The organism is Motiliproteus sp. SC1-56 (genome assembly GCF_017309075.1).
Taxonomy (GTDB): Bacteria; Pseudomonadota; Gammaproteobacteria; order Pseudomonadales; family Balneatricaceae; genus Motiliproteus.
Genome location: NZ_JAEMGS010000003.1, coordinates 290,017 through 303,127 on the forward strand (window position 1 = coordinate 290,017; position 13,111 = coordinate 303,127).

The window sequence follows — 13,111 nt, forward strand, 5'->3', positions numbered from 1 at the left end:
CGCAAGCTGAGGAGCAGTCCGGGGAATGACGGCCATTAATCCAGAGCTGATCGAACGGATTTTTCTGACCGTCTTTCCCCTCTTTGCCATTGTCCTGACCGGCTACCTCTACGGCCGTCACCGCCCCGCCGATATCGAATTCGCCAACCGCGCCAACATGGACCTCTTCGTCCCGGCGCTGATCTTTCACTCCCTGGCCACCCAGACCTTTCCCCTGAGCCAGTACCAATCACTGGCCATTGGCGCCGCCGCCGTGGTGCTGGGTTCGGGCCTGCTGGTGCTGCCGCTGGTGCGGCTGCTGAAGACGGATGTGAAGACCTTCCTGCCGCCGATGATGTTCAGCAACTCGGGCAACCTGGGCCTGCCCCTGCTGGTGCTGGCCTTTGGTGAACAGGCCCTGCCGGCGGCGGTGATTCTCTTTATCATCGAAAACACCCTGCACATGAGCGTCGGGGTCTACATGCTGGACCGGCGCAACCACCCCCTGCAACTGCTGAAGATGCCGATGATCGCCGCCACCATCGCCGGGGTGATCTGGAGTCTGGCCGCCTGGCCCTTGCCCCAGGCGGTGGCCCTGCCGGTGGAGATGCTGGGCCAGATCTCCATTCCCCTGATGCTCTTCACCCTGGGCATCCGCATTGCCCAGGTAGGTCTGCAGAACTGGCGCGAAGGCTTGATCGGCGCCATTCTCTGTCCCCTTTCCGGCATCCTGGTAGCGCTGGCCTGCCGCCCCTGGCTCGGGCTCAGCGAAGAGCAGTTCGCCATCCTGCTGGTCTTCAGCGCGCTGCCCCCCGCCGTGCTCAACTACATGGTGGCCGAGCGTTACAACCAGGAGCCCCACCGGGTCGCCTCCATCGTCCTGATCGGCAACATGGGCAGCCTGCTGATCATGCCGGTGGTGCTCGCCTTTGCCCTCTGACCCCCACCGCGGCTGAGCGGCTAACCGGCACGAGGAGCGCGCCATGCGAATCGGCATCGACCTGGGCGGCACCAAGATCGAGGGCATCGTGCTGGCCCCGGACGGTACCGAGCTTGCCCGCCGCCGCGTCGCCACCCCCGGCGGCAACTATGACGCCACCCTCGAGACCCTGGTCGCCCTTATCGAGGACCTGGAACGCCAGTGCAATGCCCGCTGCAGCCTGGGCATCGGCATTCCGGGCACCCTCTCCCCAGACAACGGCCGGGTCAAGAACGCCAACTCCACCTGCCTCAACGGCAAGCCCCTCAACCGGGATCTCGAGGCACGCCTGCAGCGCCCGGTCCGTATCGCCAATGACGCCGACTGCTTCACCCTCTCCGAAGCCACCGACGGCGCCGCCGCCGGCGCCAACAGCGTCTTCGGCGTCATTCTCGGCACCGGTGTTGGCGGGGGTGTAGCGATCGCGGGACGGCTGCTCGCCGGACCCAACGCCATTGCCGGCGAGTGGGGCCACAACCCGCTGCCGAGCGCCGCGGAGGCAGACCTGCCGCTGCCCACCTGTTACTGCGGCCGGCACGGCTGCCTGGAGACCTACCTCAGCGGCCCAGGCCTGTTGCAACGCTATGTTGCCGCCGGCGGCGAAACGCTGCAGAGCGTTCCGGCCCTGCTGACCCGAGCCCATCACGGCGAGGCACTGGCCCGCGACGTGATGGCCCACTACTACGACCGCCTGGCGCGGGGGCTGGCGACGGTGATCAACGTGGTGGATCCCGAAGTGATCGTTCTCGGTGGCGGCCTGTCTAACATTCGGGCGTTGTATCGGGAGATCCCCCGGCGCTGGGGGGACTACGTGTTCTCCGACCGGGTGAACACGCGCCTCACTCCCCCCCGCTTCGGCGACAGCAGCGGCGTGCGGGGCGCGGCCTGGCTCTGGCCCTTGCCCGAGATCAAGAGTCCGTGAGCCCCGGGTTGCCGAACAGGCGCAATCTGATAAAGTCAGCCCCGAGGATAATTACCACAGTTATAACCGGATCTGTCTGCCCGTTTTGTCATTCAGCCCGCGTTAAAAACTGACTAATAAGATAAAAAAATGACTCTGCAGACACTGCTCCAGGCCAACCTGGCCGCCATTTGTCCCGATCCCATCATCGCGGTGGATCGCGCGGGCATCATCGTCTTTTTCAACGATGCCGCAGAGCAGCTGCTCGAGTACCGGGCGGATGAGGTGATGGGCAAGCTGCACATCCAGGATCTTTACCATCCCAGCCGCGCCGGACGCATCGTGAAGCGCATGATGTACTCGCCCGAGTACGGCGGCAAAGGCCGAATCCAGGGGCACGAGTCAGCCCTCATCAGCAAGCACGGCCGCATCATCCCGATCCAGATCTCTGCCGCGCTGATCATGGAGGACGGGCGCGAAGTCGGCAGCATCGGCTTTTTCCACGACCTTAGCCGCCGCAAGCAGATGGAGAACTCGCTGCGCAAGCTGTCCATCACCGACAACCTCACCGGACTGCACAATCAGCGCCATTTCTACGCCGTGCTCAAGCAGGAGATGGCCCGCAGCGCCCGCTACAACCAGCCCCTGAGCCTGGTCTGCGCGGACATGGACAACTTCAAGCAGGTCAACGACTCCCTGGGCCACCAGGTGGGCGACAGCCTGATCGCCTTCCTCGGCGCCATGATTCGCGAGGAGCTGCGCAGTAGCGACTTCGGCTTCCGCTACGGCGGCGATGAGTTCATGATCCTGCTGCCCCAGACCGGGCTTCCCAAGAGCCGGGCCCTGGCGGACCGGCTGCGTCAACGCTTCCACCAGGAGGCGCCCGAGGTGGTCAGCGGCCTGGACCGCTCCCTGCCGCCCCTGAGCCTGAGCATCGGGGTCGTCGACTTCAAGCCGGGCACCAGCTCGGAGCTGTTTATTCGGGAGGCGGATATGGCCATGTACCAGGCCAAGAGCGGCGGCGGCAACCAGGTCGCCCTCTCCGAATCCCCGCGCCCGTCGCAGCCCCCTCCCCACCACTAGAGCCCGGCCTCCGCCCCAATTCTCCAGTCTTTTCAATGCCATTGCGATTGATTCGCATTTGCATTTTCAACGCCCGCCTTTGATGCTATCCTAGGCCCCGTCCAACCTATCGCGTTTTAAGCGTTGGGCCGCTCCGGCGGCCCCTTTTTTCAGTCTTCTTTTGATTCCTTGCCACGCCCTTCAACCGGCGCTTTTCGACGTTTCCACCCTGGAAACGCGGTGGCATGACCCAGATCACGCCCCCGGCGCCTCGCCCCACCGCTCTCCTTGGCTGGTTTCTGTTACCATCCCCAATAACCCCGGCTAACAGCCTGAGATCAAAGCGTTAACAGTGGATTGTCAGTATGAAGAAGGGAATCCTGATCGGCCTCGCCCTGCTCCTCAGCGGCGCGATCCTGGCGGCCCAGGGCGCCGCCCCCGCCATGCCCTGGGGCAGCATGCTCGCAGAGCTTCTGGGCGGGCTGGCGCTGTTTTTGTTCGGCATGGAGATGATGGCGGCCAGCCTCAAGGCGGTGGCGGGCGACCGCATGCGGGTGATCCTCGCCCGCCTGACCAAGAACCGCCTCATGGGCGCCGCCACCGGCGCCCTGGTCACGGCGGTGATCCAGTCCTCCTCCGTCACCACCGTATTGGTGGTCGGTTTCATCACCGCCAACCTGATGACCCTGAGCCAGGCCGTCGGCGTGATCATGGGGGCCAACGTCGGCACCACCATCACCGCTCAGATCGTCGCCTTCAAGGTCACCCAGTACGCCCTGCCCATGCTCACCCTGGGCTTTGCCCTGCAGTTTTTCAGCAAGCGCGACACCCTGGTCCATTACGGCAGCATCCTGATGGGGCTGGGGCTGATCTTTTTCGGCATGGCGCTGATGGGCCAGGGCATGGAACCGCTGCGCCAGTACCCGCCCTTCCTGCAGCTGATGCAGCAGATGTCGGCGCCCCTCTACGGCATTCTGCTGGCAGCGGCCTTCACCGCCCTGGTGCAGTCCTCCTCCGCCACCACCGGGATCGTCATCGTCATGGCCAGCCAGGGGCTGATCCCCCTGACCACCGGTATCGCGCTGATCTTCGGCGCCAACATCGGCACCTGCATCACGGCCCTGCTGGCCTGCATCGGCAAACCCCGGACGGCGATCCAGGCCGGGGTCGTGCACATGCTCTTCAACGTCCTGGGGGTCGCGCTCTGGTTCTTCTTTATCGACCAGCTTGCCCAACTGGTGGTCTGGCTCTCCCCGAACGCACCCCATCTCGAGGGGCCGGCGCGGCTCGCCGCCGAGGTGCCACGCCAGATCGCCAACGCCCACACCGTTTTCAACGTGGCCAACACACTGGTGTTCCTCCTTTTCACCCCCCAGCTGGCCCGGCTGGTGACCTGGCTCGTGCCTGAGCTTCCCGCCGCCGCCGTGCCGACGGTGCAGCCCAAGTACCTCACCAGCGTCCTCCTGGAGACCCCCTCCCTGGCGCTGGATGCCGCCCGTCGGGAGATTGCCCGGATCGGCAGCCGGGTGGACGACATGCTGCAGGAGGTGCTGCCCGCCATCGTCTCCGGCAACGGCCACCGCCTGGACCAGATCGAGCAGATGGACGAGGAGGTGGATACCCTGCACCGGGCGATCATCCGCTACCTGGGGGAGATCAGCAAAGCCAACCTGTCCCAGCAGCAGACCGACGAACTGATCCTGCTGATGGAAGCCGTGAACGACCTGGAGAACGTCGGTGACCAGATCGAAACTAACCTGGTCAGCCTCGGGCGGCGCAAGATCAGCGAGGGCATCGAGATCAGCGAACCAACCCAGCGGGTGCTGCAGAAGCTGCAGGCCGCCGTGGCCGAGACCCTGCACGAAGCTACGGAGGCAGTGGTCAAGAGCGACCTGGAACGGGCGCGTCAGGTGATGGAACGCAAGACCGATATCGAGCGCCTGGTCAGCAGCGGCTACCAGCACCAGGCGGAGCGGCTGGTGATCGACGCGCCCCACCGGGTGAGCGCCTACCGCCTGGAGATCGACACCATCGAGCGCCTCAAGCACATCTACTACTACGCCAAGCGGGTGGCCAAGGCGGTGGTGGCGATCGACGCCCTCAACGACAGGGAGCTCGAACCCAAGGCCGAGGCCGCCTCCTGAGCCCATCACACCCGCCCCCTGCGCCTGGAGCAGCCCTGAGCCTGAAAAAGCCCTGAGTCTGCCCCGCCTGAAAACGCCCTGGCCGAGCGCGGCAGTTCGGCGTATTCCTTGGCAAACCCACCGGGTGCCGAACTGAAATTTTTTTCAGCCGCGTTAGCCGTTTCTTTTCATAAACATACCTCCCTGCCATCCCCCGGCCGCCTGTTCAAAATGCGAACAGCCGTTGAAATCAGTCTGCGGCCTCGGTACCATTTTTATTGATTGAACGTTCAATTAACAAAAGCCGTGCCGTTACAGCGACAACGAAATGCCCAAGATCGGAATTAAAGACGCCCGCAGACAGCTGTTGATCGACGCCACCATGGCCTCGATTGCCGAGCTGGGTATGCAGAACACCACCATCCTCAGCATCAGCAAGCGCGCGGGCATGTCGTCCGGCATTATCAGCCACTATTTCGGCGGCAAGCAGGGGCTGATCGAAGCGGCCCTGCGCTACATGCTGCACCAGCTGGGTGACGAGCTGCGCCAGCGCATGGCCCGCACCGACGGCTCCCCCCTGCAGCGGCTGAACTGCATTGTCGAGGCCAACTTTTCCGAGTTTCAGCGCTCGCCGCTGGCGGCCAAAACCTGGCTGAGTTTCTGGGCCCGCTCCATGCACGAGCCCGGCCTGAAGCGCCTGCAGCAAATCAACAACGCTCGACTCTACAGCAACCTGCGCTACTCCTTCGCCCAGGTACTGGATGCCAGTGAAGCCACCGCCGCGGCTCGCCAGACCGCGGCCCTGGTGGACGGCTTCTGGCTGCGCAGCGCCCTCAGCCTGGACCCGGAAGAGAGCTTCGAAACCGGCGAGCAGCTGTGCAAGCGCTTCGTCAAAGACGCACTGAACCAACGCACCAATCTGTAAACGCGAGAACCCCCGTTATGCCTGATTCACTCCCCCGTTATCAGAACTTCGTACATGGCCGCTTCCTGGCCAACCGCAGCGGCGAGACCTTTCCCGTGGTCAATCCGGGCACCGGCGAGGTGATCTACGAAGTGGAAGTCGCGGACGCCGCCATCCGCGAGGCCGCCATTGAAAGCGCCAAGCAGGGGTTCGCCGAGTGGTCGGCGATGCCGGCCATTGAACGCAGCCGGATTCTGCTCAAGGCCGTCGCCCTGCTGCGCGAGCGCAACGACGCGCTGGCCGCGGTGGAAGTGCGGGATACCGGCAAGCCGCTGCAGGAGGCCGAGGCGGTTGACGTGGTGACCGGCGCGGATGTGATCGAATACTTCGCCGGCCTTGCCCCCTCCGTTGAAGGCATCCAGCAGGACCTGGGCGGCGATTTCTACTACACCCGCCGCGAGCCCCTGGGCGTCTGCGCCGGTATCGGCGCCTGGAACTACCCGCTCCAGATCGCCTGCTGGAAATCAGGCCCCGCGCTGGCCGCCGGCAACGCGCTGCTGTTCAAGCCCTCCGAGGAGACCCCGCTGGGCGCCATCAAGCTTGCGGAGATCTTCATCGAGGCCGGCGTCCCGGCGGGAGTCTTCAATGTGGTACAGGGCGCCGCCGAGGTGGGCGAGTGGCTGACGCACCACCCGGAGATCGAGAAAGTCTCCTTCACCGGGGAGGTAGGCACCGGCAAGAAAGTAATGGCAGCCGCCGCCTCCACCCTCAAGGAGGTGACCATGGAGCTGGGCGGCAAGTCGCCCCTGATCATCTTCGACGATGCCGACCTGGAGAACGCCGTCTCCGCGGCCATGGTGGGCAACTTTTACACCCAGGGGGAGATCTGTACCAACGGCACCCGCGTATTTGTCCAGGAAGGCATTTATCACGCATTCATGGCGCGGCTGCTGGAGCGCACCCGCAACAACATCAAGGCCGGGGATACCATGGATCCGGCGACCAACTTCGGCGCCCTCATCTCCGCCAAGCACCGGGAGCTGGTGCTTGACTATATCGCCAAGGGCAAGGCGGAAGGGGCAACCCTGGTCGAAGGCGGCGAACCCCTGGCGCCGGCAGCGGCCGAGGGGGGCTTCTTCGTGGCGCCCACCATCTTCACCGACTGCACCGATGAGATGACCATCGTCAAAGAAGAGATATTCGGACCGGTGATGTCCATCCTCACCTTCTCCGACGAGGACGAGGTGATCAAGCGCGCCAACGACACCGAGACGGGGCTGGCCGCCGGCGTCTTCACCAACGACATCCGCCGCGCCCACCGGGTGATCCACCAGATCGACGCCGGTATCTGCTGGATCAACAGCTACGGCGCCTCCCCGGCGGAGATGCCGGTGGGCGGCTACAAGCTCTCCGGCATCGGCCGGGAGAACGGTCGCGTCACCCTTGAGCAATACACCCAGATCAAGTCGGTCTACGTCGGCATGGCGGACATCGACGCGCCGTTCTGAGCCGGTTGTCGAGTAGCGAGGTCTGACTGATATGAAAGAAAACCGATACGATTACATCATCGTGGGCGCGGGTTCCGCCGGCTGCGTGCTGGCCAACCGCCTCAGCGAGGACAGCGAGAAGTCCGTTTTGCTGCTGGAGACCGGCGGCAGCGACAAGAGCATCTTCATCCAGATGCCGACCGCCCTCTCCATTCCCATGAACACCAAGAAGTACGCCTGGCAGTTCGAAACCGAGCCCGAGCCCTACCTGGACAACCGCCGCATGCACTGCCCCCGGGGCAAGGTGCTGGGCGGCTCTTCCTCCATCAACGGCATGGTCTACGTTCGTGGCCACGCCCGGGATTTCGACGAGTGGGAACAGGAAGGCGCCGAGGGCTGGGACTACCGCCACGTGCTGCCCTACTTCAAGAAGGCCGAAAGCTGGGCCTTTGGCGGTGACGCCTACCGGGGCGACGCAGGCCCGCTGGGGGTCAACAACGGCAACAACATGCAGAACCCGCTCTACAAGGCCTTTATCCAGGCGGGTGAGGATGCCGGCTACCTCAAAACCGACGACTACAACGGCGCCCGGCAGGAAGGCTTCGGCCCCATGCACATGACCATCAAGCACGGGCGCCGCTGGTCTACCGCCAACGCCTACCTGCGCCCGGCCATGCAGCGCGCCAACCTCACCGTCATCCCCCATGCCCTGGTGCACAAGGTCCTGCTCGACGGCAAGACCGCCACGGGCGTTCGCTACGAAGTGGGCGGCCAGCTCCACGAGGCCCAGGCCGGGGCCGAGGTGATCCTCTCCGCGGGCTCCATCGGCTCGCCGCACCTGTTGCAACTGTCCGGCATCGGCAATCCCGAGGTGCTGAAAAAAGCCGGCATCGAGGTGCAGCACGCGCTGCCCGGGGTGGGTGAGAACCTGCAGGACCACCTGGAGTTCTACTTCCAGTTCCGCTGCAAGCAGCCGGTCTCGCTCAACCGCAAGCTGGACCTGTGGAGCAAGTTCAAGATCGGCCTGCGCTGGATCCTGAAAAAAGATGGCCTGGGCGCCACCAACCACTTCGAGTCCTGCGGCTTCATCCGCTCCAAGGCCGGGGTGGAGTGGCCGGATCTGCAGTACCACTTCCTGCCGGCGGCCATGCGCTACGACGGACGCGAAGCCTTCAAGGGGGATGGCTTCCAGCTGCACATCGGCCACAACAAGCCCAAGAGCCGCGGCTTTGTGCATGTCACCTCGGCGGACCCGAAAGCGCACCCGCGCATCCTGTTCAACTACCTGCAGCACGAAGATGACCGCGAAGGCTTTCGCGACTGCGTGCGCCTGACCCGGGAGATCATCAACCAGCCGGCGATGGACGCCTACCGCGGGGCGGAGATCCAGCCCGGCGAGAACGTGGTCAGCGACGAGCAGATCGATGCCTTCGTCCGCCAGGCGGTGGAGAGCGCTTATCACCCCTCCTGCTCCTGCAAGATGGGCCTTGATGACATGGCCGTGGTAGACCCGCAAACCCGGGTACGCGGCATCCAGAATCTTCGGGTGGTGGATTCGTCCATCTTCCCGACGATACCCAACGGCAACCTGAACGCGCCCACCATCATGGTGGCCGAGCGGGCAGCCGACCTGATCCGCGGCAAGGAGCCGCTGCAACCTTCCGATGCGCCCGTCGTCATGGACGACCAATGGCAGGCCCGTCAACGACCGGGCGAGGCCAAGCGAGCAGTTAACCGATAATTGCTTAAGGCCCTCCTGTCCCCGGGACCATCGTCCCGGGGCCGCAAGCCCTCAGGATTTCCCTATCAGCGCGGCGCAAGCATCGCCAAAAGCGACCGATAGGCAAGTCCTGGGTTTGTGTCCAATTCGAAATTCGACACGTAAAAGTAGAGGAGGAACACACCATGCTGTTCAAACGTAGTAACAACACCAACCGAGGGGGACAGTTATGACGCTGTGGCTGTCCGCTGGCATGATCTTCACCTTCGCCGCCATCGCAGTGATCCTGCTGAAGTGGGGCAACATGAAGGTGATCGGGGTCACCCCCGTGCACACCCTCACCTTCATCGCCATCCTGTTTACCTCCGGCCTCGACGTGGGACTGATCATGTTCCCGCTGACCGAGTTTGCCGGTTACGCCAACGTGGCGGAGAGTCCCGAGTACGGCTTTGCCAACCCGCTGGCCATCGAGTTCGGCTTCTGGGCGTTTCTGATCTGGGGCTTCTACTTCCTGACCTGTTTCTACTTCGCGATCATCGAGCCGCGGGTGCAGTTCTTTGAAATCCCCCTGGTCAAGCTGATCAACAACGTGGTGATCATCGGTACCTGCGCCTTTACCGCCTACCTGCTGCTGGCGAACCTGCCCTGGTACCTGCCGCAGCTGGGCGATGGGGAGACCGTGGTACCGGCCTTCTACGCCATCGTGCTGGCGGCCATTGCCATGGCGGTCTACTCCAGCTCCAAGCTCAAGTACGTGCGTATCCTGAGCGTGGGCTCAAGCCTGCTGTTTATCGGGCTGATCTCGGTGATGTGGGTACGCGCCTTTGTCATCGGCCAGGGCTCGCCGGAGGACTTCTTCGGTACCGCAGGCCTTCTGAGCGAGTACTTCACCAACATCCACCAGTTCATCCTGCCCATCAATGACTACCACGAGTTCTACCTGTTCTGGTGGTTCGCCTGGAGCATCATGATCGGCCAGTTTACCGCCCGCTTTGTCAGCGGCATCCGTACCTGGCAGCTGCTGATCGCCATGCTGGTGATTCCCTCCATCGCGATCGGTGTCTGGTTCACCGTGCTCTACCAGTACCACCACGAGGGCCTCGAGGTGATGGCGCTGACCAACATCGCGATGATCAGTGTCGGCGTACTGATGGTGATCAACTCGCTGGATTCACTGATCCGCCTCTACACCGACAACCTCGGGCTCACCGCCGAGCGTTTCGGACGGGTCAATTACCTGCTGTTCAACTTCGTGGCCATGGTCGGCCTGACGATGCTGTTCAAGCTGGAGTTCCTCCAGATCCAGTGGGTCGGCGCCCTGGTGATCGCGCTTTACTTCGCCTGCTTCGCCTACATCCTGGTGAAGGAGAGGAACACGGTCTTTGGCCTGAACTCATCGCCCAAGGAGAACATCCTCGACTTCCACCGGATCGAAGAGGTCGACGCCGCCTGAGCAAGCCGCTAAAACGAAGGGCTGGCCCTGAGGGCCGGCCCTTTTTTTTATTCTCGGCGCCGACAGTCGCCCCCCACTGACGCGAGGCCCGGCCCTCGCCAATAAGGCCCTTAGCCGGTACCTTCCACAGCCTCACCACGCCCTTTAGCTTCCCCACAGGCAAAACCGGAACCCTGGCCAAGCCGCTCTAAAGTTGGGAGCTGGCAGCTATGGCGCCGGCGTCCACTTTGGCCCTCAAGCAAGCCTGATGCCTGAGCCCTGCTCAGTTTTCTCTCAGGCTGTTCGAGCACCACCCGGATGCGCGCGCTTTTAGTGCCCGACCATGTGAATGCATCCAGTATATTGAGGCGATAGCTCACAACTGGCTCGATTTGTCGGCACCCAAGGTACGGTTTGCGCTGGAAAGCCGAAAGCAAATACTTCATTATCATGGGGTTATGAAAACAGGACACGGTGATAACGCGCCAAGCCACCAAGAAATATGAGCCGGCTCGTTTTCATGGGAGGACGGTGCCGGGCGTTTCTGAAAAGTTTCTTTCAATCAGTCAGTTAGCGCCAAACATTCAGCGCATGAATACGAAAAAACGAGCCGGCTCAGTATTAATAATGTTGCAGATGACGCCTATCGCTTTATAAACAAAGAGATAGGTTGCTTAAGAGTTGGTCTGATATATAAGAGGACTTGGCGTTAACTGAAAACTTTTTACCACCAGTGTGATTCAGAAAATGTCCAATATCTGGATGTTTTCATTCATGCTACCGTGTCCGCAAACGACGCGTTTGAACGGGTTCAACCGACGGCGTCATCGGTCACGGTTAAGGAATACAGCCTGATATGGGCTTTATTTTTTGTTGAAGTCCGCGATGGCTAGGGAGACTGTGTGAACCGTCGAGTCCGTGACACCAAATCTGACTACTTTCCTTTGCTGGCCGTTATGGCATGGTCGGCGCACAACAGCAAATCGATACACGAGATCCCAATTGCAGAAAACGCAAGTGGGACTCGTGATCTATGTCGTTATGTGCTTATCTGCGTCATAGCATATTGTTCCAAATCAACCTGCTAATATGGATTTTGTACTAATCTGATTAAGCTAAACTTTCTAAGTATCAAGGACAGATCATTATGCGAAAGCTAAAAATAGAAACCTATCAAGGCAAAGAGCCGACTGAAACTATCCATATCCCTTTAGCATTAGTTAATGTGCTAGCCAAAATGTTTGCGGGAAAGTCACATGAGTCAGTAGTATCTGCGATAAATGAAGCAGCCAAAATTAAAGAATTTAATGGTGTGGTATTAGAAATTGAAGAGCATCAAAATGGCGGAGAGAAAACTATCTTTTCCATTGTTTAATACAACGCACATAACAAAGCATTTAAGAGTGACTCACAACGCTTGGCGATCTCAGTTTAAACTTGGATTTAGTGTTTAAGGTGCAGTGGTTTAGGTTAGGTGTTTAGCGTTGTTCGCACCTTAATGCGGCTACATGGACTCCCCCTGGCACCGCAAGGACTACACTGAATCTGTAAGGTCTTCGGACTGCCGCTCTACATTCGGCCTGTTGTTGGGTTCTCTGCCCTGGCCATGATGAAACGCGCTGAACGGGCCCTCATTCGTTAGACGGCCTTTGTGGCCCCCGCATTAAACAGGTTTACCCGTTCTGGTCTGAGCCTTACGTCATCCGCTGCCCTCGCAATGTCCGGTGGGTGACTGTCGCGTTCGCCGCCCGCCTCAGGCGGCGAACGCTTTGTATTCTGTTCCTGATCTCAACACCGCCCAGATAATCCGGGCATTCTTGGCAGCCAGCGCCACCGTTGCGCGTTTATAGCCGCGTCGCTCGATCACCCCTTTGCACCACTGGCTCAGTCGATCCTGCTTGTCTGCCACTCGGGCCAGCACCGCGCGGGTGCCGTGCACCAGTAACGTTCGCAGGTAGGTATCACCGCGTTTGGTGATTCGCCCCAGTCGGGGTTTTCCGCCGGTCGAGTACTGCCGCGGCACCAGCCCCAGCCAGGCGGCAAAGTCTCGCGCCTTGTGGAACTGCTGTGCGTTGCCCACCGAGGCGACGATGGCGGTGGCGGTCTGCGCACCCACCCCGGGAATGGTCATCAGGCGCCGCACCGTTTCGCTGTGTTCAGCCACGATGTCGAAGCAGCGCTCCAGGTCGTCGATCCGCTGGTTGAGCACCTGCAGGTGCTCTTGGCACTCGCTCAGCAATGCACGGGCGATCACCGGCACCCCGTTCTCGGCATCTTCCAGCACCCGTGGCAGCTCCCGCTGCAAGGCCCAGCGGCTCTGGGGAATGACGACCCCAAACTCGGCCAGTAATCCACGGACCTGATTAATCAGCGCGGTACGCTCCTTTACCCAGCCTGTGCGGATGCGGTGGGCGGCCAGTACGGCTTGCTGTTCGGCCGACTTGATGGGAACGAAGCGGGTTCTGGGCCGGGTCACGGCCTCGCAGATGGCATCGGCATCGTTGTTGTCATTCTTGGCCCCGGT

Annotated in this window: 10 protein-coding genes; 9 read left to right on the forward strand and 1 reads right to left on the reverse strand. The window is 61.7% G+C overall.

Annotated elements, in window-relative coordinates:
- Positions 1–25 precede the first annotated feature (25 nt).
- The 9 genes from JGZ97_RS05015 (at position 26) to JGZ97_RS05055 (ending at position 11,962) form a co-directional block, all read left to right on the forward strand.
- The gene (locus JGZ97_RS05015; RefSeq protein WP_207061511.1) at positions 26–919 is read left to right on the forward strand and encodes an AEC family transporter; all 894 of its coding nucleotides are present in this window, start codon (positions 26–28) and stop codon (positions 917–919) included.
- Positions 920–962: 43 nt separating this feature from the next.
- The gene (locus JGZ97_RS05020; RefSeq protein ID WP_207061512.1) at positions 963–1,880 is read left to right on the forward strand and encodes an ROK family protein; all 918 of its coding nucleotides are present in this window, start codon (positions 963–965) and stop codon (positions 1,878–1,880) included.
- Positions 1,881–2,009: 129 nt separating this feature from the next.
- A complete protein-coding gene (locus JGZ97_RS05025; RefSeq protein WP_207061513.1) occupies positions 2,010–2,942 on the forward strand; it encodes a sensor domain-containing diguanylate cyclase in 933 nt (310 codons plus the stop codon).
- A gap of 344 nt (positions 2,943–3,286) precedes the next feature.
- Positions 3,287–5,065 carry a Na/Pi cotransporter family protein gene (locus JGZ97_RS05030; protein WP_207061514.1) on the forward strand — a complete coding sequence of 593 codons (1,779 nt, stop codon included), beginning with the start codon at positions 3,287–3,289 and terminating at the stop codon, positions 5,063–5,065.
- A gap of 307 nt (positions 5,066–5,372) precedes the next feature.
- A complete protein-coding gene (betI, locus tag JGZ97_RS05035) occupies positions 5,373–5,969 on the forward strand; it encodes a transcriptional regulator BetI (protein ID WP_207061515.1) in 597 nt (198 codons plus the stop codon).
- Positions 5,970–5,986: 17 nt separating this feature from the next.
- Positions 5,987–7,456, forward strand: coding sequence for a betaine-aldehyde dehydrogenase (gene betB, locus JGZ97_RS05040; protein WP_207061516.1), 1,470 nt, complete (start codon positions 5,987–5,989; stop codon positions 7,454–7,456).
- A 31-nt stretch (positions 7,457–7,487) separates the two neighbouring features.
- The gene (gene betA, locus JGZ97_RS05045; RefSeq protein WP_207061517.1) at positions 7,488–9,176 is read left to right on the forward strand and encodes a choline dehydrogenase; all 1,689 of its coding nucleotides are present in this window, start codon (positions 7,488–7,490) and stop codon (positions 9,174–9,176) included.
- Between the two features lie 208 nt (positions 9,177–9,384).
- Positions 9,385–10,608 carry a BCCT family transporter gene (locus JGZ97_RS05050; RefSeq protein WP_207061518.1) on the forward strand — a complete coding sequence of 408 codons (1,224 nt, stop codon included), beginning with the start codon at positions 9,385–9,387 and terminating at the stop codon, positions 10,606–10,608.
- A gap of 1,126 nt (positions 10,609–11,734) precedes the next feature.
- Positions 11,735–11,962 carry a hypothetical protein gene (locus JGZ97_RS05055; RefSeq protein WP_207061519.1) on the forward strand — a complete coding sequence of 76 codons (228 nt, stop codon included), beginning with the start codon at positions 11,735–11,737 and terminating at the stop codon, positions 11,960–11,962.
- Between the two features lie 378 nt (positions 11,963–12,340).
- Here the strand turns inward: JGZ97_RS05055 and JGZ97_RS05060 are convergent.
- The coding region (locus JGZ97_RS05060) for an IS110 family transposase (RefSeq protein WP_207061520.1) at positions 12,341–13,111 on the reverse strand (771 nt) is incomplete at its 5' end.